At 72.5% G+C, this 21739-nt stretch carries 21 protein-coding genes; 7 read left to right on the forward strand and 14 right to left on the reverse strand.

Features of this window, described 5'->3' with window-relative positions:
* The first annotated feature begins 43 nt into the window (after positions 1-43).
* Positions 44-1654, forward strand: a complete 1611-nt coding sequence (locus tag BAY60_RS11285; RefSeq protein WP_245992444.1) for a phytoene desaturase family protein — start codon at positions 44-46, stop codon at positions 1652-1654.
* Here BAY60_RS11285 and BAY60_RS11290 read toward each other — a convergent pair.
* The 3 genes from BAY60_RS11290 to BAY60_RS11300 are packed head-to-tail and all read right to left on the reverse strand — an operon-like array spanning position 1645 to position 3438.
* Positions 1645-2328: a hypothetical protein gene (locus BAY60_RS11290; RefSeq protein WP_112280906.1), complete on the reverse strand. Its 684-nt coding sequence runs from the start codon at positions 2326-2328 to the stop codon at positions 1645-1647. The two genes, BAY60_RS11285 and BAY60_RS11290, sit on opposite strands and share 10 nt — an antisense overlap.
* Positions 2298-2507, reverse strand: coding sequence for a MerR family transcriptional regulator (locus tag BAY60_RS11295; RefSeq protein ID WP_245992629.1), 210 nt, complete (start codon positions 2505-2507; stop codon positions 2298-2300). The genes BAY60_RS11290 and BAY60_RS11295 overlap by 31 nt, the downstream gene beginning before the upstream one ends.
* Before the next feature lie 40 nt (positions 2508-2547).
* A complete protein-coding gene (locus BAY60_RS11300; RefSeq protein WP_112280908.1) occupies positions 2548-3438 on the reverse strand; it encodes an ANTAR domain-containing protein in 891 nt (296 codons plus the stop codon).
* Between the two features lie 56 nt (positions 3439-3494).
* Here BAY60_RS11300 and BAY60_RS11305 point away from each other — a divergent pair, with 56 nt between their 5' ends.
* Positions 3495-4238: an ANTAR domain-containing protein gene (locus BAY60_RS11305; RefSeq protein ID WP_112280909.1), complete on the forward strand. Its 744-nt coding sequence runs from the start codon at positions 3495-3497 to the stop codon at positions 4236-4238.
* 12 nt (positions 4239-4250) lie between these two features.
* On the opposite strand, the gene BAY60_RS11310 is transcribed toward BAY60_RS11305, so the two are convergent.
* Positions 4251-4847, reverse strand: coding sequence for a chemotaxis protein CheB (locus BAY60_RS11310; RefSeq protein WP_112280910.1), 597 nt, complete (start codon positions 4845-4847; stop codon positions 4251-4253).
* 350 nt (positions 4848-5197) lie between these two features.
* Here BAY60_RS11310 and BAY60_RS11315 point away from each other — a divergent pair, with 350 nt between their 5' ends.
* The gene (locus tag BAY60_RS11315; protein WP_112280480.1) at positions 5198-6553 is read left to right on the forward strand and encodes an IS4 family transposase; all 1356 of its coding nucleotides are present in this window, start codon (positions 5198-5200) and stop codon (positions 6551-6553) included.
* A gap of 108 nt (positions 6554-6661) precedes the next feature.
* Here BAY60_RS11315 and BAY60_RS11320 read toward each other — a convergent pair whose 3' ends face one another.
* The 3 genes from BAY60_RS11320 to BAY60_RS11330 form a co-directional block, all read right to left on the reverse strand.
* On the reverse strand, positions 6662-8245 hold the full coding sequence (locus BAY60_RS11320; RefSeq protein WP_112280911.1) for an alkaline phosphatase D family protein: 1584 nt from the start codon (positions 8243-8245) through the stop codon (positions 6662-6664).
* A gap of 73 nt (positions 8246-8318) precedes the next feature.
* Positions 8319-10145 (reverse strand): LbetaH domain-containing protein, encoded by a 1827-nt coding sequence (locus BAY60_RS11325; RefSeq protein ID WP_147239504.1) that lies wholly within the window; start codon positions 10143-10145, stop codon positions 8319-8321.
* Positions 10127-11152, reverse strand: coding sequence for a helix-turn-helix domain-containing protein (locus tag BAY60_RS11330; RefSeq protein WP_112280913.1), 1026 nt, complete (start codon positions 11150-11152; stop codon positions 10127-10129). Before BAY60_RS11330 ends, BAY60_RS11325 begins: the two co-directional genes overlap by 19 nt.
* 364 nt (positions 11153-11516) lie before the next feature.
* Here BAY60_RS11330 and BAY60_RS11335 point away from each other — a divergent pair, with 364 nt between their 5' ends.
* Positions 11517-11771, forward strand: a complete 255-nt coding sequence (locus BAY60_RS11335) for a hypothetical protein (protein ID WP_146770998.1) — start codon at positions 11517-11519, stop codon at positions 11769-11771.
* Between the two features lie 40 nt (positions 11772-11811).
* Here BAY60_RS11335 and BAY60_RS11340 read toward each other — a convergent pair whose 3' ends face one another.
* From BAY60_RS11340 to BAY60_RS11345, 3 genes are all read right to left on the reverse strand, one after another.
* Positions 11812-12783, reverse strand: a complete 972-nt coding sequence (locus BAY60_RS11340; RefSeq protein WP_146770999.1) for a hypothetical protein — start codon at positions 12781-12783, stop codon at positions 11812-11814.
* Positions 12784-12857: 74 nt separating this feature from the next.
* A complete protein-coding gene (locus BAY60_RS37045; RefSeq protein WP_170160380.1) occupies positions 12858-13025 on the reverse strand; it encodes a hypothetical protein in 168 nt (55 codons plus the stop codon).
* A 71-nt stretch (positions 13026-13096) separates the two neighbouring features.
* Positions 13097-14434: an MBL fold metallo-hydrolase gene (locus tag BAY60_RS11345; RefSeq protein ID WP_112280916.1), complete on the reverse strand. Its 1338-nt coding sequence runs from the start codon at positions 14432-14434 to the stop codon at positions 13097-13099.
* Positions 14435-14526: 92 nt separating this feature from the next.
* Between BAY60_RS11345 and BAY60_RS11350 the strand changes: the two genes are divergently transcribed.
* Positions 14527-15429: a DMT family transporter gene (locus BAY60_RS11350; protein WP_211330305.1), complete on the forward strand. Its 903-nt coding sequence runs from the start codon at positions 14527-14529 to the stop codon at positions 15427-15429.
* Positions 15430-15443: 14 nt separating this feature from the next.
* Here the strand turns inward: BAY60_RS11350 and BAY60_RS11355 are convergent, their stop codons facing one another.
* From BAY60_RS11355 to BAY60_RS11370, 4 genes are all read right to left on the reverse strand, one after another.
* A complete protein-coding gene (locus BAY60_RS11355; protein WP_112280917.1) occupies positions 15444-16178 on the reverse strand; it encodes a class I SAM-dependent methyltransferase in 735 nt (244 codons plus the stop codon).
* 393 nt (positions 16179-16571) lie between these two features.
* Positions 16572-16835, reverse strand: coding sequence for a WhiB family transcriptional regulator (locus BAY60_RS11360; protein ID WP_112280918.1), 264 nt, complete (start codon positions 16833-16835; stop codon positions 16572-16574).
* Positions 16836-16917: 82 nt separating this feature from the next.
* A complete protein-coding gene (locus tag BAY60_RS11365; protein WP_112280919.1) occupies positions 16918-17853 on the reverse strand; it encodes a ribonuclease Z in 936 nt (311 codons plus the stop codon).
* 38 nt (positions 17854-17891) lie between these two features.
* On the reverse strand, positions 17892-18311 hold the full coding sequence (locus tag BAY60_RS11370; RefSeq protein ID WP_112280920.1) for a CBS domain-containing protein: 420 nt from the start codon (positions 18309-18311) through the stop codon (positions 17892-17894).
* A gap of 147 nt (positions 18312-18458) precedes the next feature.
* Here BAY60_RS11370 and BAY60_RS11375 point away from each other — a divergent pair, with 147 nt between their 5' ends.
* Positions 18459-19490, forward strand: coding sequence for a DNA polymerase IV (locus BAY60_RS11375; RefSeq protein ID WP_112280921.1), 1032 nt, complete (start codon positions 18459-18461; stop codon positions 19488-19490).
* Between the two features lie 190 nt (positions 19491-19680).
* Positions 19681-21738 carry a DNA gyrase/topoisomerase IV subunit B gene (locus BAY60_RS11380; protein WP_112280922.1) on the forward strand — a complete coding sequence of 686 codons (2058 nt, stop codon included), beginning with the start codon at positions 19681-19683 and terminating at the stop codon, positions 21736-21738.
* Position 21739 lies beyond the last annotated feature (1 nt).

The raw sequence follows: 21739 nt of genomic DNA on the forward strand, positions 1-21739 counted from the left end.
CGGAGCGGGTGACCGAAACGGATCAAAAGGGAGCGCAGCGGGTATGGCCAATGCCATGAACGCCAAGGCCGAGACGGTGGACGCGGTGGTCGTGGGCGCGGGGCCGAACGGGCTCGTCGCCGCCAACCTGCTCGCCGACGCCGGGTGGGACGTGCTCGTCCTGGAAGAGCAGGACACCCCGGGCGGCGCCGTTCGCACGGCCGAGCTCACCGCGCCGGGCTACCGCAACGACGTTTGCAGCGCCTTCTACCCGCTCGCCGCCGCCTCCCCGGTCGTCTCCGGGCTGAACCTCGGCGCGCACGGCCTGCGCTGGCTGCACGCTCCGCTGGCACTGGCGCACGTGCTGCCCGACGACCGCAGCGCCGTGATCTCGCGCGACCTCGACCGCACCGCGGAGTCGGTGAGCGCGTTCGCCCCCGCCGACGGCGACGCCTGGCACGCGGAGTTCGCCTCGTGGCAGCGGCTGCGCGCACCCCTGCTCGACGCCCTGTTCCGTCCCTTCCCTCCCGTACGCGCCGGACTGCGGCTGGCCCGCACGCTCGGCGCCGCGGAGAGCCTGCGGCTCGCCCGGCTGCTCACGATGCCCGTGCGGGCGCTGGTCCACGAGCGTTTCCAGGGCGAGGGCGCCAGGGTGCTGTTCGCGGGCAACGCCCAGCACAGCGACCTCGGACCCGGGCACGCGGGAAGTGCCGTGTTCGGCTGGCTGCTCACGATGCTCGCCCAGGACGTCGGCTTCCCGGTGCCGGAGGGCGGCGCGGGGCGGCTCACCGACGCGCTCGTGGACCGGCTCACCTCCGCGGGTGGCCGCGTCGCGTGCGGCCGCCCGGTCACGCGCGTCCACACCGCCGCGGGCGAGGCGGTCGGGGTCTCCGACGCCACCGGGCGGATGACGAGGGCCCGCAAGGCCGTGCTGGCCACCGTGCCCGCACCGACCCTCTACCGCGACCTGCTCGCCGAGGGCACGCTGCCGCCCCGGCTGCTGCGCGACCTGCGCGGCTTCCACTGGGACGACGCGACGGTGAAGGTCGACTGGGCGCTGTCCGGGCCGATTCCGTGGAGCAACGCCGACGTGCGCGGCGCGGGCACCGTGCACCTGGAGGCCGACCTCACCGGCCTCGCCGACTACCACGCCGACCTGTCGACGGGCCGCATCCCGGACCCGCCGTTCCTGCTGCTCGGGCAGATGAGCACCGCCGATCCGAGCCGGTCGCCGGAGGGAACCGAGTCGGCCTGGGTCTACACCCACGTGCCGCAGCGGCTGAGCTGGGACCGCGATGCGCTGCGCCGGTTCGCCGATCGGCTGGAATCGATCGTGGAACGGCACGCGCCCGGCTTCACCTCCCGGATCGAGGCGCGCCATGTGCAGGGGCCCGACGACCTGCACCACGTGGACGGCAACCTGGTGGGTGGCGCGATCAACGGCGGAACGGCAGCCGTGCACCAGCAGCTGTTCCTGCGGCCGGTGCCGGGGCTGGGCCGGGCCGACACTCCGGTCGATCGCCTGTATCTGGCCGGGGCGTCCGCACATCCGGGCGGGGCCGTGCACGGTGGGCCCGGCGCCAACGCCGCCCGCGCCGCGCTGCGCAGGGCAGGCCGGGGCGGGGCGGCCTATCGCGAGGTGATCCAACGGCTCCACGGCGCCATCTACCGCTGACCGGTCAACAGCTCCAGCGCGCCACCGAGGCTCGTGACGTGGGCGTCACCCTGGCGGGGCCCGCCGGGCCAGCCCGGCCCTGCCGTGATCCGCCGTGCCCGCGCGGAGCCCAGTTCCCGCAGCGCGGCGTCCTCGGCGGTCGCCGCTGTCTGCGACCACAGCACCACCGACTCCGCACGGGTGGCGGCGACGGCGCGGACGAGACCGCGGGCCGGGGTGGCGGCTCCGAGCATCCGGGCCGGGCAGCCGCGTTCGGCGAGCGCGGCCGCCAGCGCCTCCAACGGCAGCGCGTGCAGCTCCGGTTCCGTGCACGCCAGCAGCACCGACGGCGGCCCCGCCTCGCCGCCGCGCGGGGCCCGGTGCAGGGCCACGGAGACCGACCAGGACAGGGCGTGCTCGATGTCGACGCGATCCGGGTCGGTGCGCTGGTCGGCGTCCACGGTGCGCAGGGCCGGCCTGCGCAGCCGGTCCCACGTCCAGACCACGCCGTGCTCGGCGACCGACCGGCCGAGCACGGCACAGCAGCGCCCGGAGTCCAGCGCCCGTGCCGCCGCGACCACCTCGGCGACGAGTTCGCTGGGCGCGTCCTGGCGACCGGAAGCCAGCGTCAGCGCCGCGTCGGATGGCAGCACGCCGGAGGCGATCAGGTCCCGCATCCGGCGCAGCGCGCGCACGTCCTCGGCGTGTAGCGGCGGTAGCGCCCGGGGCGCGGGTTGTGCGGGCCGACGCCGTAGCGGTGATGCCAGGCCCGCAGCGTGGACTCGGCGATGCCGAGCTCGCGGGCCACCCGCCCCGCCGTCCAGACGGCGCCGGGTCCCGGTTCGGCGTGATCAGCCTGCGGCACGCGCACCATCGTCACATCCGCTCGTCCGGCGCACCGGCCGGCGTGGTGGTCAGTCGAGACCGTGGCCGTCGTCGACCACGCGCCTGGCCACGTCCCCGAGCAGCGCGCCCTCGGCGAAGGCCCGTGCCCGCAGTAACGCGAACGCGTCGTCGGCGCCGCACCCGAACCGCACGGTCACCATGCCGATGGCCTGGTGCACGACGTCCTCGAAGTGGGTGTCCTCGAACAGCCACAGGGGATCGTCGCCGTCCGGCCGGTGGGGCGGCTGCAACACGGCACGGGCCAGCGCGTCGGCCACCACGTCGGAGGCGGCCACCAGGTCCCCGCCGACGGCGGGTGCGGCCCCGAGCACACACAGCGCTCCCGCGCAGTCGCCCTCCCGCGGCCGCAGCGGCACGGCGAGCACGGAGTGCACTCCCGCCTCACGCATGGCCGCCCCGTAGTGGGGCCAGCGCCGTGGTAACGCCTGCCGCCCCGCGACGACGAGGGCCCCGCTGCTGACGGCGGTGGTGGACGGGCCCTCGCCGAGCACGGTCTCGGCATCGTGCGCCGCGCGGGCCGTCCTGTCCGACGCCGCGGCCACACCCACACCGGCGCGGGTGCCGTGCAGGGTGATGAGGACGCTCGGCACGCCCAGCGCGGCGCCGACGGCGGCGACGAAAGCGGGCCGCGCCGCGCGGGGGTCCGTGCCGTCGAGCCAGGCCTGCAGCCGGATGGCGTGCAGAGCCTGCAGCCGCGCCGAGGTCAGGTGGCGCTCTCCCGTCCGCCGGTGCAGTGCGGCCATCCGCAGCCGGGTGTCGCGCAGCCGGGCGGGCGCACCGGCGGCGCCGGCCTCGCAGCGCGCGGCGATCGCGGCGGCCCGGTCTGCTCGCTGCCGTTCAAGCGCGACTCTGTGCCATAGCCCCGCGATGGTCGCGCGGGTAGCATCGCCGTCGGACACCTGCTCAATCTTGCCGCCCGGAGACCGGTCAGCAGCGGTCGCGAGAGGCAGTATCCGTGGACAAGCGAGAGCACTGGTTGAACGAGACGCTTGCCGAACTGGCGGACTGTCTTGACGCGGACGCCGACGAGCGCGACATCGCGGGCACGGTGACCGGCGCGCTGGCGGCACTGCTGGCTCCCGCCGACGTGGGTCTGCGGTTCTTCGGCGACGAAGGCGCGGCAGCCCCAGCGCCGGCCGCGTCGAGCAGCCCCCGCGTCGCCGGACTGTTCGACCTGGAGACCGAGACCGGTGAGGGGCCCACGCTGTGGAGCTTCCGGGGTGGGCTGGCGGCCGTGGACGAGCGCCTGACCGAGCTGGCCGGCCGGTGGCCACGGTTCGCTCCGGCCGCGCGCGAGCGCGGGTACGCACGGGTCACCGCGATTCCCCTGCAGGGGCCGGGCGGCCGGCTCGGCGCCGCGGGCGTCCTCGCTCCCTCGGGGGCACCGACGGGTGAGGCCGAGCTGCGGTGTGCCCGGACGGTGCTGCGGGTGACCGCCGGTGACGTGCTGCGCCGCCGGGAGTTGGACGCCAGCCACCGGGTGACGAGCCAGCTTCAGCAGGCGCTCGACAGCAGGGTGGTGATCGAGCAGGCCAAGGGCGTGCTGTCCGCGCGGCTGGGGGTGTCGCCCGCAGCGGCGTTCGAGAGGCTTCGCGGGTACGCGCGCAGGCACGGCCTGCCGTTGGCCGAGGCCGCCGGCGCCGCCGTCGACGGGGCACTTCCGGTCAGCGCGCTGGTCACCGAGCGCCGTCCCGGATGAGCCGGGGCCGGGTCACGGCGTCCTGGCGGTGACGAGCTCACCGATCGCCGGGGCGATGTCCTCCAGCGGCAGCACCAGCTCGGCGCCGGAGGCCACGGCGGCCGTCGGCATGGAGGGGTACTCGGCGGTGTCCGGATCCTGCGCCATCGTGACGCCGCCTCGGGCCTTGACCGCCGCGATGCCCTCGGCGCCGTCGACGCCCGTGCCGGTGAGCACGCAGGCGACGACGCGGGAGCCGTAGGCCTGTGCGGCGGCCTCGAACAGCACGTCCGCCGACGGCCGCACGAAGTGGACGAGACCCGTGTGCGAGAGCGTGAGCCGCCCGCCCGGCCCGATGAGCAGGTGATGGTCGGGCCGGGCCAGGTAGGCGACGTCCGGCCTGGCGAGCTCGCCGTCCTCGGCCAGTTTCACGGGCACCGCCGACACCCGGGCCAGCACCTGTGCCAGCAGGGTCGGGTGCCTGCGGTCGAGATGCTGCACGATGATCACCGGCACTCCGAGCTCGGCGGGCAGCGCGCCCAACAGCCTGCTCAGCGCGCTCACCCCGCCCGCCGACGAACCGACGACGACGACCGACGGCGCAGCGGGAGTGGAGCCGGTCGCGGCCATCAGCCGGAGCCGGAACGCACCTGGGCGGGCATGGGTCTCAGCCTACGTCCTCGCCGGCTGGGAACGAGCGGCTCGGCTGGTCGCCAGGCGCCGAGCCGAAGGTGCCCTTGGGTACACGGTAGGCACCCAAGGTGCCCTTCGGCTCGCGGTGGGGCTGGTCGGGCCGGGCGTTCGCCGCTGTCGGCGGGTGGCGAGCCGAAGGTGCCCTTGGGTCAATGCCGGGTAGTTAGGGGCGTGGGTGTGGTGTCAACCCTGGTGGAGTAGGACAACGGAGCTTCCGCTAGAACATTGTCGACCAAGATCAACGTTCGGCGGGAGCTCCGTTGTCTGCGCAGTCTGTCATATCCCGGATGGTTGGTGTGTTCGCGCCGGGTCACCTTGGTGAGCTGACCCAGGTCGTGCCCTTCGAGATGGTCGATGCGGTGCTGGCCGAGGCGCCCGCGGCGACGCAGCGGCGGGTGCGGTTGTTGCCGGCCCGGGTGACGGTGTACTTCCTGCTGGCGATGGGCCTGTTCCCCGAGCGTGGCTATCGCGGGGTGTTTGCGTCGCTGACCGCCGGTCTGGGTGCGCTGCGGCCGGCGACGCCGACGGCGTCGGCATTGCGGCAAGCCCGGTCCCGCCTCGGGCCGGGCCCGCTGGCCGCGTTGTTCACTCTGCTGGCCGGGCCGGTGGCCCGGCCCCGCACCCCCGGCGCCTGCTGGCGGGGCCTGCGACTGGTCGCGATCGACGGAACGCAGGTCGCCATCCCCGACAGCGAACCCCACCGGGCCTGGACCCAGATGAGCCGCACCGCCTCCCATCCCTCGGCCGGGTATCCGCTGCTGCGGCTGGTCACGCTGGTCGAGTGCGGCACCCGCGCGCTGATCGCGGCGGTGTTCGGCAGCCCCGCCGACGGAGAACTGGCCTACGCGGCCACCCTGCTGAACCGGCTGCGTCCGGGGATGGTGCTGCTCGCCGACCGCAATTTCGACGCCGCGACCTTCCTCGCCGGCACCGCCAGCACCGGCGCGGACCTGCTGATCCGGCTCAAAGGCAACCGACGCCCACCACTGCTGGGCCGCCACACCGACGGGTCGATCCGCTCGATCATCGGCGGCGTCGAAGTCCGGGTCATCGAAGCCCTGGTCACCGTCACCACAGCCGACGGGTCCCACCGCAGCGAGCACTACCGGCTGGTCACCACCCTGCTCGACCCCCAGCGTTATCCGGCCACCGACCTGATCGAGCTCTACCACCAGCGCTGGGAGATCGAAACCGCCTACCTCGCCCTCAAACACACCCTCACCCGCGGGCGGGTCCTGCGTTCGCAGACCCCGACCGGAGCCCAGCAGGAACTCTGGGCACTGCTGGCGACCTATCAAATCCTGCGCATCGCGATGACCGACGCCACCAATTCCCGCCCCGGCCTCACCCCCGACCGGGCCGGGTTCAGCGTCGCGCTACACGCCGCCCGCGACCAGGTCATCACCGCCCAGTCGATCATCGCCGGCACCCACATCGACCTCATCGGCACCATCGGCACCCACATCCTGGCCAGCCTGCTCCCAGCCCGCCGAGCACGCACCTGCCCCCGAACCGTCAAACGACCACTATCCAAATACGCCTACAACAAACCCCACCAACCCCCCACCTGCCACACCATCACCATCGAAATAACCATCACCAACGCCGCAACAAGCCCGTTGACACGCACCACCCCGCCCTAACTACCCGGCCTTGGCCCTTGGGTACACGGTAGGCACCCAAGGTGCCCTTCGGCTCGCGGTGGGGCACGTCGGTCGGCTCGCCGGGGCCGGCTCCGTGCCTGAAGGGTGCTACACGCGGTGGGCTCCCGGGCGGCCGTCCTCCACCACGAACGAGGCGAACGTCGACTCCGGGGCATCGCGGGTGCTCACCGTGCTCACCACCTTGAGGTCCGCCCGCAGCTCCCGCCTGCCGACCCGGCAGCGCACGTATCCGCGCCGGTCGCCGTCGAAGAACCGGATGTGCGGATTGTGCTTGATCATCGGCCCGTAGTACGGCCCGTACACCTCACCGTCCCCATTGGACGAGATGGACGTCCCGACGATCTCGGTGCCCACCACCGGCGAGTCCGGGCGGTCGAAGTCGGCGTGGATGTCGTTGACGAACGTGGAGTGCCAGTCACCGGTCACCACCACCGGGTTGGCCACACCGTGGCGCATCCACGTGTCGGTGAGCCGCTTGCGGGCGGCGGGGAAGCCGTCCCACGCGTCGTGCCACAGCCTGCTGCCGTCCGGGCCGTCGTGGTCGAGCCTGGCGAGCATCACGTTGTTGCCGAGGATGTTCCACCGCGCCCGCGAGGCGGCGAGGCCCCCGTAAAGCCAGCGCTCCTGCTCGAAGCCGAGCATGGTCACGTCCGGCTCGTACGCGGCGGGGCACGCGTCGGCCTCCCCCCAGCCGCACGGCGGCACGCTGCGGTACTGCCTGCCGTCGAGCAGGTTCAGCTGTGCCAGCCTGCCCCACTCCAGCCGCCGGTGGATGCGCGGACCTCCCGCGACGTCCGGGCGCGACGGCGGCCGCACCGGCTGATGCTCGTACCAGGCCTGGTAGGCGGCGGCCCGCAGAGCGCTGATGTCTCCTGCGTGTTCCTGGCGGGTGTTCGCGTAGTCGTTCTTGACCTCGTGGTCGTCCCACGTCACCAGCCACGGGAAGCGCGCGTGCGCGGCCTGCAGCTCGGGGTCGCTCTTGTAGAGCGCGTACTGCATGCGCCAGCGTTCGAGGTCCTGCGGGGCCGAGCGCAGCGTGTCGGGCGTGGCGACCCGGCGGTAGCCGCCGTCGGCCGGGATGGCGCCCTCGTAGACGTAGTCGCCGAGGTGCAGCACCAGGTCCAGGTCGTCGCCCGCCAGGTGCCGGTAGGAGGGGTAGTAGCCGTCGGTCCAGTTCTGGCACGAGACGAATGCGAACGCCAGCGCCCCCGCCGGGGCCCACGGCGCGGGAGCGGTGCGGGTGCGCCCGGTCGGCGAGGTCTCGGTCCGGTAGCGGAAGCGGTAGAACCATTCCCGGTCCGGGGCGAGGCCGTGCACCTCGACGTGCACCGAGTGCGCCAGCTCCGGCAGTGCCCACGCCGAGCCCGCGCGGACCACGTGCCGGAACCGCGCGTCCCGCGCCACCTGCCACTGCACCGGCACCCGGGTGGGCGGCATCCCGCCACCGGGTGCGAACGGTTCGGGCGCCAGCCGGGTCCACAGCACCACCCCGGACGACGCGGGCTCACCGCTGGCCACGCCGAGACGGAACGGGTAGCCGCCGCCGGCGGGCTTGGGCGTCGCGGCGGCGGGGCCGACGGGCAGCTGGGCGAGCGCGGCGGCGCCCGCGACGGCGGAGACGGACGCGAGGAAGCGGCGCCTGCCGAGGCCGCCGGGGTTCGGTGGGGTCATGTGAGCCTGTCTAGCCGCCGTGGATGGCCCGCAGGCCAGCCGGGGATGAACTGGCGGTGAGGTCTCGGGGGACTCAACCGGCGACGGCGCTGCGGAAGAACTCGGACTTGCCCAGCGAGCCCTTCCAGTCCTGTGGGCTGGAGACGTCGTTGCTGCCGGTGACGATCCGCCCGGCGGCCACGTCCTTGGTGACGGTCGCGCCCGCGCAGATGTAGGCGCCCTCGCCGATCGTGATGCCCCCGACCACGGTGGCGCCCCAGCCGACGAACACGCCGTCCTCGAGGATCGGCGAGCTCTCCTCCGCCTCGGGCGCGTCCCACGGCCTGGTCGGGTCGAGCTGCCGGTGCACGAGGTCGCCGAACACGCGGCAGCGGTTGCCGATCCTGCTCCGCTCGCACACCAGCGAGCAGCCGATGACGCTGTCGTGGCCGACGACGGCCCTGGCCCCGACCGAGGCGCGATGGGTGACGATGACCCGCTCGCCCAGTGTGGCGCCCCCTTCGACGAGGCAGTAGGTGTCGAGGATCGTGCCCGCGCCGAGCTGGGCCTCCTCGCCGACGACGCAGAAGTGCCCGATGTCGCAGCCCTCGCCGATGACGGTGGGCCGGTGCAGGCGGTCCCACTCGCCTTCCTGGAGCAGGCGGTACGGGGCGCCCAGCTGTGCGGTCGGGGCGACGCGCGCGGTGGCCGCGCAGTCGACGGTGCCGGGGATCATGGTCGTTCCTTTCCGGGTCCGTCCGTCCAGCCGCGGCGACATCGCGTCTCCGGCGAGGCCGAGCAGCTCCAGGGCGGAGCGGAGTGAGCTGGTGCGGGGCAGGTCGCGTGTGCGGGACGCCCAGGCACGGGTGTCGGCGTCCCAGGTACGCAGGTAGGCGGCACAGGAGGCGGGCGTGATGGCGGCCCGCCGGTCCTCGGCCGCGTGCAGGGCCGTCAGGGCCTGCGCGCGCAGCGGGGACGCGGGCAGGTCGGTGATCCGGCCCGCGATCTGCGCGATGAACTCCCGGCGGCGAGCCAGGAAGCGGTGCCAGTAGCCGGGGTCGTCGGCCACGGCGCGGGGGAGCCGCAGGTGTGCCAGCTCCATCAGTCCTTCGGCGAGCACGTCGCCGAACTCCTCGCCCACGGCCCGCTCCGGGTTGCGGAACGGTTCGTAGGGCAGCTGGCCCACCTCTCCGGTGCGGCCCACCAAGCGCAGGCAGGCCGCGTCGAAGAGGAACAGCCAGTCCTCGTTGTAGACGTCGGGGAAGAACGACTCGGCCTGGCCGACGTCCACGAGCAGCGCCGAGCCGCTGACGAACGTGTCCTGCCTGCCACCCGCGAGGCGGTGCGCGTGGCAGACCACGGAGTTGTCGGGAAAGTCGGCGACCTCCAGGCCCACCATGGCCAGCTCGCCGAGCGAGGCGGTGGCGTGCCGGACGTCGTCGGCGTCCAGGTCCGTGATGTCCTCGTCGAGGAACAGCGCCGACTCCCAGCCGAGCAGCGTCGCGAGTGTGAGCCCGAGGTTGCGCTTGAGGCTCAGGTCGCCGAGCCGCTCCACTTTGGCCTCGCTCGCCCGCGAGGTGGCGAAGCCGAACAGCGGGTGCTGGTAGCCGTCGGGCACGTCGACGGCGAGCCAGTCCAACCGGTCCGGTTCACACCCATCGTCCATTGTGGAAAGACGGTCCGCGAGCGTGGCCACGTCGGAGGCCGTGGCTTCGCGGCTGCACAACGCCACCAGTGTGGCGCCCAGCTCGCGGGCGAGTGCGGCGGCGCCGCCGAGGGCGTCGACCGACCAGGTGGTGGCCACGACGACGGCGTCCAGCGTCCGGGCGGAGCGTCCGGACGGGATCCGCAACAGCCGGCGGTGGGTGCCTCGGCAGGCCGGGGCCGAGAGCGAGGGCGCGGTCACAGCAGTTCGGGCCATTCCTGGAGGCGGGTGTGGGGGCTGCGCAGGTCGGGAGTCGGGGTGGCGTGGTCGAGCACGGGGACCCGGATGAGGAGCCCGAAGTTGGTGGTGGAGGCGAAATGTGCCTGCACGTACTCGAAGTTGTGCCCGCGGGCGTTGTCGTCGGTGAGCGTACGTACGGCGCCGTACACCCCGCGGGTGAACACGCCGCTGCAGATGGTCAGTGTCCTGCTGACGTTGTGCGGGTTCGGCACGCGGGCGAGCAGGCCGACGTCCTCGAGCAGGCGCCCGTCGGCGCCGAACTGCGGCCGGAACCGCCGCCTCGCGTCGCCGGTGAGCTCGAAGACCTCGCCGTCACCGACGTCCGGGTCCTCGACCTGCCGCACGGGCAGCTCCAGCTGCTGCGCGAGCAGCCACACCGACTGGTTGATCGCCGCGCTGCCGAGCACCACGAGGTGGGCCTGCAGGTCGTCGGACTCCAGCCGGGGCGCCAGCTCGTAGCCGACGTCCGCACCCGGGTTGGCGGCCCGGACGTGGCCGAACAACTCCACCATCGAGTCGAGGTCGGCGTAGGCGGACAGCGCCATGTAGTTGTGGTTGGTGCCCGAGGCGAACGGTGCCCGGTCGTCGCGGGGCAGCTTGCCGCACAGGATGCGCACCGGTCCGTCGTCCGGGAAATGCCAGAAGCCGCTCTGGGGTTCACCCGCGCCGGTGCCCTGAACCCCGTGCAGCCGCTCCAGCTCGTTCTTGAGCCGGTGGTACTCCAGGCGCTCGTCCTCGGTGAGGTCCGCGACGCCGATAAGCCGTGCGGTCCCGGCGGTACGCGGGGTGGCGAAGAAGGCCGCGTAGTCGGCCAGCCGGGCGGGCGGCGGGACCTTGGCCCCGTTCTCCCACGACGAGACGCTGGACACGGCGACGCCGAGCGCACCGGCCAGCGCGGGCTGCGTCAGGCGTCTGTCCAGCCGCAGCTGTCGCAGCCTGCGCGACAGCTCGTCCGGCTCGCCCTGCCGCCTCGGTCGCCCCATGCGTCGGGTTCCCTTCCCGGTGGATCGACGACTTCACCGAACTTCACCGCACCACTGAAGACCAGCGAATCCTGCCACTTCGTCATTTCTAGAGCAAGACGAAACACTCCACAGCGTTGACCCTGGTTCGTGTGGCGTCGTAATCTGAGGACGCCGCGTTACACCGCCTGGGCAAACTTCACTGAAGTGGTGAAGCAAGCCGGTGGGGAGGTGGTACTGGGAGTCTTCTCGACTGAGGCCGGCCTTGTGCTTCGGCCTGCACTGACGGCAACACCCCCGGACATCGTGTGGTCGCGACCGGGGGTGCTGCGCGAGTCACGAACCCCGTTCCCGGGTCTGCCGTTCCCAAGACGAGGAGTTCGCCGTGTCCACGATACCTCTGGCCGTGGCAGCCGTAAACGAGCTGCCACCTGCGGCCGCGCCGGTGTCCACTGTGGCGCCGAGCCTGTTGTTCATCGCCGTGTTCGCCCTGATCGCAGCCGTGTCCGTGCTCCTGCGCGCGGTGCAGGGGCTCATCACCGTCGCCAAGACGGTGGTCGCCCCGCTCTTCGCCGCGTTCGCGGTGCTGGTGGTGGTGACGCTGGTCGTCGCCGCCGGAATGTCCTGGCTGCAACTGTGAACCCGCTGGGCGTCGGCAGCGTCGCCGGCGCCCAGCGGGCTCACCCCGCCGGACGGAGCAGTTCCGCGACCTCGTGGATGGTTCCGTAGCCCGCGTGCGGGCCGGACAGCAGCGGGGTCAGCAGCTCGCCCGTCAGCGCGCGCACGCCGCCCCCGGCGTAGATCCCGTTGCCCGCGCACCCCGAGTACCGCACCAGCACCTCGCGGTCACCCTCGTGGCCCGAGAACCGCAGCACGACCACGTCGTCACCGTGCCGCAGCCGCGGCACGCACCCTCGGGCCCGGTCGGGCCCGCCACCCTCCGGCGCCGCCCCGACCGCCCTGGCCAGCTCGTCGGCCGCGGCGCCGGTCAGCAGCCTGCTCGACAGGATCGGCGGACGCTCCGGCGAGCTGTCCCCCAGGGTGTACTGGCACACCGAGACCGAGTCGACGCCCGCCGGGGTGGGAAGCGCGGCGTTCCCGCCGGGCCGGTACTCCGGGTCCGTGGCCGGATGCTCGACGGGGCAGCCGTGGACGTTGTTGCCGGTCACCGTGTGCAGGGAGTCCAGGATGCGCGTACGCAGCGCGTCGTCGTCGGAGAACACGGTGACGAACACCTGCCCTGCCTGCCGGGTCTCCTCGGTCCACCCCGCGTCGGCTGGCCGCACGCCCGCAGTGCCACTGTCGCCGAACGTCAGCCACTGCTCGCGCTCGTCGGGCGGCGGGTACTTCGTGGGACAGCGAACCGAGTGCGTTCCCCCCGGCCTGCCGACGGCGCCGTCGCGCGGTGGATCCGAGTCCGTGGCGCACCAGTCGGTCACCGCCACCCCGTGGCCCCACGTCGCGGGCACGCGGACCTCCACGCCGCGGTAGGACTCCCACCGCCAGCCGGGGTGGTGCTCCAGCTCCGGCGCCGCCGACGTGCTGGCCAACCGGACCGCCAGGTAGGCCGTCAGCGGGATGGCCACGACGATGACGGTCACGGCGAACACGGCGCAGCCGCGTCTTCGGGGTCCTCGGCTCGGCTCGGTCACGGCGGCGCCCCCTTCGGCTCCTCCGGCGCTGGCGGCCGTGGTAGCCGACGATACGCCGTCAGGTGCCCGGCGGCCTACCGCTCGCCGGAGTTCTCGTCCTCGGGAGCGGGCTCGTTCGGGTCGGGCTCGTGGCCTTCCGCTCCGTACCCGGGCGCGGTCTCGGGCGCGCCGCGGCCCGGGTCGGCAGCGGGAATGCCGTCACTCTCGGCTTCCGGCGCGGGTTCGAAAGGACTGGTCGTCATACCCGGCGGGTACCCGCTTCGCGTGGGCTCACCCCCCGCCGTGCGCCGGACTCCGACCGCGCCGGTGCCGCTCACAACCCGGCAGCGGAGGCCTCGTCGAACTCGTCATCGACGGCCACCACGCGATGACCGGCCGCGTCCAGCAGCGAGGCGGCGATCGAAGCGCGGTAGCCCGACTTGCAGTGCACCCACACCTCGCCGCCGGGCACCTCGTCCATGCGATCGAGCAGCTCGTGCAGCGGGATGTGCACGGCACCGTCGAGATGGCCCGCCTGCCACTCCTGCTCCCTGCGCACGTCGAGCACGCTGACCGGCCGGTGGTGCCGGACCTGCGCGAGTTCGGCGAACCCGGCGGTGGGGTAGGAGCGCAGCTCGCCCTCACCCGGCAGCTCGCGCACGTCGCCGGTGGCGGCCGCCTCCAGCCGGTCGATCCCGATGCGCACCAGTTCCCGCTGAGCCTGGGCCACCTGCTGTCCGGTGTCGCCGATCAGCGTCAGTGGCGTGCCCCACGGCAGCAGCCAGCCGAGGTAGGTGGCGAACCCGCCGTCGATGCCGAAGTTCAGCGTCCCGGCGACGTGGCCTGCCGCGAACGCCGTGCGGGTGCGCAGATCCACCACCCACTCGCCGGACTCGGCGCGCTTGCGCAGCTCCCCGGGTTCGGCCTGCCGGGGCGGGGTCAGGTCGGGGGCGCCGGGCCCGGCGAGGTTGGCAGGCCCCATGTGCGCGTAGTAGGCCGGGTAGTCGTCCAGCCCCGCCAGCAGGCTGTCCACATAGGACCTCTCGTCGGCGGTCAGCGCCGGGTTCACCCGCTTCTCCCTGCCGATCGTCGACTCGTCGCCGGAGGTGGGCGTGGCCGAGCAGAAGCTGCCGAACCCGTGTGTCGGGAACACCCTGGTCTCGTCGGGCAGCTCCTCGGCGAGCCTGCGGGCCGAGCCGTACTGCGCCCGCACCAGCCGGCCGGTGTGCTGCGGGCCGAGCAGGTCGGGCCTGCCGGTGGAGCCGAACAGCAGCGACCCGCCGGTGAACACGGCCGGGGTCTCGCCGGGCGCCTCCACCGCGTAGGACAGGTGGGTGAACGTGTGCCCCGGCGTGGCGAGTGCGCGCACGCGCACCTCGCCGACCTCGACGACGTCGCCGTCGCGGATGGGGCTGCGGGCGAACGTGACCGGGTCGTCGGCGCTGACGTGGTACGTGGCGCCGGTCAGCTCGGCCAGCGCGAGACCACCGGTCACGTAGTCGTTGTGAATGTGGGTCTCGAACACGTGCAGCAGGCGCACGCCGTGGTCCTCCAGCAGCGCCAGCAGCCGGTCGATGTCGCGCTGCGGGTCCACCGCGAACGCCACCCCGGCGTGGTGCACCAGGTAGCTGCGGTCGCCCAGCGACGGGGTGTCGATCGACAGGATCTCCATCGGTTTCGCTCCCTCTCTACGGTGCAGCCATTATTACCACCGGGGGTATCGAACGTTTCCCCCTCGTTCGAATCGGGTACCGGGAACCGGTGATGCACGTGGTGCTGAGCGTGGTGTTCGCGGTGCTGGCGGCCCTGGCGAACGCCACCTCGTCGGTCCTGCAGCGCAAGGGAGCGCGGCGGCAGTCCGAGGATCGCTCGATGTCGCTGCGGATGCTGTGGGACCTGGCCCACGAGCCCCCGTGGCTGGCGGGTGTCGTGGCCATCCTCACCGGGTTCGTGCTGCAGGCGGCGGCGCTGGCCACCGGGCCGATCACGCTGATCCAGCCGCTCCTGGTGACCGAGCTCGGCTTCACGCTCGTGCTGTCCCGGCTGCTGTTGCGGGCCGGGGTGCACGCCAGGGAGTGGAGCGCGGCGGCGGGGATGACAGCCGGCATCGCGCTGCTGCTCGTGTCCCTGCGGCCGCGAAGCGGCGACGTGCGGGCTGTGCCACTGCTGGAGTGGGGCCTGGCGGGCGGGGTGACGCTCGCCCTGATCGGCGCCCTGATCGTCGTCGCCTTCCGCAAGCACTACGCGCACAGGGCCGCCTATCTCGGCATCGCGAGCGGCATGTACTTCGGGTTCCTCGCCGCGCTGGTCAGCGGCATGACGGCGGCGTTCGCCGGAGGTATCGGCGCGGTGTTCGGTGCCTGGCAGACGTACGCGGTGCTCGTCGTCGGCCCGCTCGGGTTCGTCCTGCTGCAGAACACGTTGCGCGCGGGCAGCCTCGTCGCCTCCCAGCCGGGCCTGACGCTGGCCAACCCGCTGGTGTCGATCGGCTGGGGCGTGGTGGTGTTCGGCGAGCAGGTGCGGGGCGGCGGCTGGATCGCGGGCCAGGTGATCGGAGCCGCCCTCATCGCCGCCTGCACGATCCTGCTCGCCCGCTCGCCCGTCCTCCAGGGCAGCGAGGGCGCCACCGAGGAGGACGAACCGAGCGAGGAGCAGGCGCCGAGGTGAGTGAGCGTGGCCGGTCAGCTCGCCGACTTGCGGGCCACGCAGAGCACCGACTGGCCGAACGGCACGCGCACGCGCTGCTCGATGGCCTTGGTGACCGGCACGACGAACCGGTCGTAGGCCGCGACCAGCCTGGGGTTCGGCGCACCGACGCCGCCCTTGCGCACGGCGGCCCACCAGGCGAACGCACCGAGGAAGTTCACCGGCCTTGCCACCTCGACGGTGAGCCCGGCCTCACGCGCGGCGGCGCTGACGGTGGCGGGGGTGTAGCGGCGGTAGTGCCCGACCTTGCGGTCGAAGTCGCCGTAGAGCTGCTGGTAACCCGGGACGAACAGCACGATGGAGCCCCCCGCGGTGACCGACTTGGCGAGGCTGCGCAGCGCGTCGACGTCGTCGGCGATGTGCTCCAGCACGTTGATGGCGATGAGCGTCTCCACCGGGTCGGCGAGCGCACTCTGCCCGTCGACGTCGAACTGCTGTGCCTCCACCTCGGCGCGATGCGCGAACCGGTTCTTCAGCTGTTGCACGGCATCCGGGTCGACGTCGGTGACGACGTAGCGGTCGAGCCCGGTGAACCCCTCGGCGAACTCGCCGAGACCCGCGCCCACCTCCAGCGCCGAGCGCCCGCAGTGCGGGCGGATCAGCTCACGCTGGTAGGCGAGGTAGCGGGGTTTGCCGTTGTCGCTTTCGAGTGACCGGCCGGTCGCCGCGTTGAATGCGCCCTGGCCCTGGCCTTGCTCGTCCTTGGTCACGCCACCTCCCGTGGTGAGACGCCCTCGCGGCGGCGGGGGCCGGGTGGCGGACACCACGCCGGAGCGGCAGCGACCAGCCCCGGCTCGCAGGGCGATATACGCGAATTGATGCAATTGTCGCTTCAGCGAGATCGTAACGTGACCGTGACGGAGAAGGAAATCCGGGCTCACTGGGCGCGTCGAGGACCCTACCCAGTGAACCCGGGAACGAAGTCAGGGGCCGATACGCACGTATCGCCTCTCGGCGAAGGGCACGACGCGGCTCCAGCCAGACGGTATTCCGCGAAGGCATACAGGGGTGAGGCCCGGGGGACACGGTGCGTATCGGCCGGTCTGTTCAACACCGGCGGCGCTGCCGATGTTCCCGGCTCCCGGCGAGCCGGGTCAGGCGGTTCAGGCAGCCTTCGGCTGCCCGCGGTTGCGACGCTGCCGCACGAGGTCACGGCGCTCGCCCTCGGTGGCACCACCGAAGACCCCGTAGTCGAGCCCGGCGTCCAGCGCGTACTCCAGGCACTGCGCCCGCACCGGACAGCGCGCGCAGACCGCCTTGGCCCGCGCGGTCTGCTGTGCACCCGGACCGATCTCGGTCACGGGGAAGAACAGCTCGGGATCCTCGTCACGGCAGGCGGCACGGTGCCGCCAGTCGATCTTTTCCATGGCGTGCCGCCTCCTTCCTGGCAGGGATTCGCTCGCCCGGACACAGTGGGCAAGCCCTGTTCCAACGCGACCCCGGGCGGTGCTATTCCGGGTCGACCGCCGCGCTGCCGCCGGGCCGCCCGCGTCGCGGCACGGCGACCCGCGCCAGGTCCTCCGCCACCACGATCTCGCCCCCGAATACCTCCGCGGCCTCGTCGTGAAACCGCCGCGGCTCGGGGTAGCGCTGGGAGAAATGCGTGAGAACCAGCCTTCCGACGCCGCTCTCCTCGGCGATCCTGCCCGCCTGCGCCGCCGTCAGGTGCCCGTACTCCCGGGCGAGCGTGGCGTCCTCTGCCAGGAACGTGGACTCGATCACCAGCAGGTCCGCGCCGTCCGCGAGGGCGAACGCGTTGTCGCACAACCGCGTGTCCATCACGAACGCGAACCGCTGGCCCGGCCGGACCACGCTCACGTCCTCCAGCCGGACGCCCCGCAGCGAACCGTGCCTGCGCAGGTGTCCGACCTCGGGACCGTGGACACCGGCCCTGGCCAGCAGATCGGGCAGCATCGTGCGGTCGTCCGGCTCGACGAGCCGGTAGCCGAAGGCCTCGACGGGGTGGTCGAGGCGCAGGGCACACAGCCGGCCGAACGGGCCTTCGGCGACGACGCCGTCGCCATCGACCGGCTCCTCCACCACGTCCGCCCGCTCGTGGAAGACGCTGGCGTAGCGCAGTCGGGCGAAGAAGTGCCGGCCCGACGCGGGGTAGTGGGCCCGCACGGGCCGGCTCACGCCGTCCAGCGAAAGGCGCTGGACGATGCCCGGCACTCCCAGGCAGTGATCGCCGTGGAAGTGCGTCAGGCAGATGCGGCTGATCGCACTGGCGGGCACGCCCGCGAACAACAGCTGCCGCTGGGTGCCTTCCCCGGGGTCGAAGAGGAGCCCCTCGGCATCCCAGCGGAGCAGGTAGCCGTTGTGGTTGCGGGTGCGCGAAGGCGCCTGGCTTCCGCTGCCAAGCACCACCAGTTCCCGGGCCGACACGGAAGCGACCCTAGAACCTCACCGCCTGGCCGTGCCGATCAGGCGTTGCCCGCGGCGGCGCTGATGGCGCCCAGCGCGGAGCGCGGGTCCCGCTCCATCGCGGCGTCGCCGATCGAGAGCATCCCGATCGACCTGCCGTCCTCGACCACGGGGATCCGGCGCACGGCGTGCTCCCGCATCCGTGCGATCGCGTTGTCGGCCTCCTCGTTCGGCGCCGCTGTCACCAGCCGCTCGCTGCACACGTCGCCGATCCTCCAGTCGGCGAGATCGCCGCTCTCGGCCACGGCGCGGATCACCACGTCACGGTCGGTGACGATGCCCCGCACCTGATCGCCGTCGGCCACCAGCACGTTGCCGATGTCCTGGTCTCGCATGCGGCGAGCCGCCTCCCGCAGCGGCGTGTCGGAAGCGAGGGTGACGGGGCTTTCGGTCATCAGCTCGCGAACCAGCTGAGCCATGATGAGCCTCCTTCCTGTGGTCGTCCTGCCTCCACGGCCCGCCTACCCACCGGCGCGGGGAGCCTATTCATCCGTCTCATCGGTTTTATCCGTGTCATCGGTAGCCGTCCGCTGGGCAGACGGCGGGGGAGGGCACATACTGGATCCATGTCCACAAGGGACTGGGTCCTGCACGTCGATCTCGACCAGTTCATCGCCGCGGTCGAGATCGCGCGACACCCCGAGCTGCGCGGCAAGCCGGTGGTCGTCGGAGGCCAGGGCGACCCGACCCAGCGCGCGGTGGTGGCCACCGCCTCCTACGAGGCGCGCGAGTTCGGCGTGCACTCGGGAATGCCGTTGCGGACGGCGGCCAAGCGCTGCCCGGACGCGGTGTTCCTGCCCTCCGACCCGCCCGCCTACGAGGCCGTGTCGGAGCGGGTCATGGCCACGTTGCGAGAGCTCGGCCTCGTCGTCGAGGTGATGGGCTGGGACGAGGCGTTCGTCGCGGCGCCGGTGGCCGACCCGGAGGCGCTCGCCGCCGACATCCAGCGCGCGGTGACCGCCGAGACCGGCCTGTCCTGCTCGGTGGGCATCGGCGACAACAAGGCCCGCGCCAAGATCGCCACCGGGTTCGCCAAACCGGCCGGGATCTACCGGCTCACCAGCCGGAACTGGACCGAGGTGATGGCCCACCGGCCACCGGACGCCCTGTGGGGCATCGGTGCGAAGACCACCAGGAAGCTCGCCGAGGCGGGGATCACCACCGTCGCTGGGCTGGCCGCCGCCGATCCGGCCGACCTCGCCGCGCGGTTCGGCCCGACGATGGGCCCCTACTTCCGCATCCTGGCCCACGGCGCGGGGGACAGGGAGGTCACCGCGACGCCGTACGTGCCGCGCTCGCGCAGCAGGGAGACGACGTTCCAGCGCAACCTCACCGACGCGGCCGCGCTCGCCGAGCAGGTCACGCTGCTGGCCCGGCGTGTGGCCGACGACGTGGTCGCCGAGGGAAGGCCTGCGGTGCGGGTCGGGGTCAAGGTGCGGTTCGCGCCGTTTCTGACGCAGACGCGAAGCATTACCCTGGAGAGTCCGACCAGCGAGGCGGCCGCCCTCGAGCGGGCGGCACTGACCGTGCTCGGGAAGTTCGAGCTCGGCAGGCCCGTCCGGCTGCTCGGCGTCAAGGCCGAGTTCGAGCGCACGTGACCGGGGTCACAGTCGCGACCGATTCGTGACCCGCCGCGCGCGACGCGGGTGGTGAAGCACGCGACGAAATGTCGTGCGCGCCGGATACTCTGCACTACGGTGGTGCGCTGGCCGGACGGCGGGACATCCCGCGCCCCGCACCCCGCGACGATCACGATCTGGCGACCTGGATCTGGGAGAGAGCGACCCTGTGACTGCTTCTGCTGAGACCCTCTACGGGGCTGACGACCTGACCCACCTCGAGGGTCTGGAAGCGGTCCGGAAGCGGCCCGGCATGTACATCGGGTCCACGGACAGCCGCGGCGTCAACCACCTCTTCACCGAGATCGTCGACAACTCGACGGACGAGGGCGTCGCGGGCCATGCGAGCCGGGTCGTGGTCACCCTGCACGCCGACGGCAGCGTGGAGGTCGAGGACGACGGGCGCGGCATCCCCACCGGCGTGCACGCCAAGTCCGGCCTCTCCGGCGTCGAACTGGTGCTGACCAGGCTGCACGCGGGCGGCAAGTTCGGCGGCTCCGGATACAAGGCCTCCGGTGGTCTGCACGGCGTGGGCGCCTCGGCGGTCAACGCGCTGTCGCTGCGGCTCGACGTCACCGTCAAGCGCGCGGGCAAGGTGCACGAGATGTCCTTCGCCCGCGGGGTGCCCGGCGTGTTCGACGGCCCGGGACCGAAGGCCAGGTTCACGCGGCAGTCCGGGCTCCGCGTCGTCCGCAAGATGAAGCGCGGGGAGTCCACGGGCACCACCATCCGGTACTGGCACGACGCCCGCTACTTCGAGAAGGGCGCGGAGCTGGGCATCGAGGCGGTGCGGGAGAAGCTGCGCAACACCGCGTTCCTCGTGCCCGGTGTCACCTACGTGCTGCGCGCCGCCACCGAAGGCGCCATCAACGAGGAGACGTTCCACTATCCCAACGGGCTCGTCGACATGGTCGACTTCCTCGCCCCCGCGGGCGACCGCGCCGTGTGCGACACGCTCGTCATCACCGGCGAGGGCACCTACAAGGAGAACGCCGCGGACGAGAACGGCGTCATGCAGTCCAATGTGGAGCGCAAGGCCGAGGTCGAGGTGGCGCTGCGGTGGGGCACCGGGTACGAGCGCACCGTCGAGTGCTTCACCAACACCATCCGCAACGTGCACGGCGGCACGCACCGCAGGGGATTCGACCGCGCGCTGCTGCGGTCGCTGCAGGACGCGATCTCCAAGACACGCGGCCTGCTCAAGCCCAAGGAGGACCTGCCCACTGTGGACGATGTCCAGGAGGGCATGACCGCGGTCATCCACGTGCGGATCCCCGAGCCGCAGTTCACCTCGCAGACCAAGGACGAGCTGTCCACGGCGGGCATCACCAAGGTCATCCAGGGAATCGTCGAGAAGCAGGTCAAGGCCTGGACCGAGCACCGCAAGACCAAGGCGCAGGCCAAGACCGTGCTGCAGAAGGTGGTCGACGCCTCCCGCGTGCGGATCGCACAGAAGCAGCAGAAGGACGCGGCTCGGCGCAAGACGGCGCTGGAGGGCGCCGCGATGCCCGCGAAGCTCGTGGACTGCCGCACCACCGGGGTGTCGCGCAGCGAGCTGTTCCTCGTGGAGGGCGACAGCGCGCTCGGCTCCGCGCGCCAGGCGCGGGTGTCGGAGTACCAGGCGCTGCTGCCGCTGCGCGGCAAGATCCTCAACGTGCAGAAGGCGGGCCTCGGTGACGCGCTGAAGAACGCCGAGATCGCCTCGATCGTGCAGGTGCTCGGCGCGGGCACGGGGCGCACGTTCGACATCTCCGCCATGCGCTACGGCCGCGTGATCCTCATGGCCGACGCCGACGTCGACGGCTCGCACATCCGCACGCTGCTCATCACGCTGTTCGCGCGCTACATGCGCCCGGTGATCGAGGACGGCAGGCTCTACGCCGCCATGCCACCGCTGCACAAGGTCGTCACCAAGGGGCGCAAAGAGGAGACGCACTACACGTTCACCGAGCGGGAGATGCAGGCCAAGGTCGCCGAACTGGAGAAGGCGGGCAAGACGATCAAGAAGCCCGTGCCCCGGTTCAAGGGCCTCGGCGAGATGAACGCCGACGAGCTGTGGGAGACCACGATGAACCCGGCGACCCGCGCGGTGCGCCGCATCACCCTCGACGACGTCGACGCCGCGGAGGCCGCTCTCGAGCTGCTGATGGGCGAGAAGGTCGAACCGCGCCGGAACTGGCTGGTCTCCTCCGCCGCACGGGTGGACGAGGCCGCGATCGACATCTAGG

Source organism: Prauserella muralis (assembly GCF_003202285.1).
Taxonomy (GTDB): Bacteria; Actinomycetota; Actinomycetes; order Mycobacteriales; family Pseudonocardiaceae; genus Prauserella_B; species Prauserella_B muralis.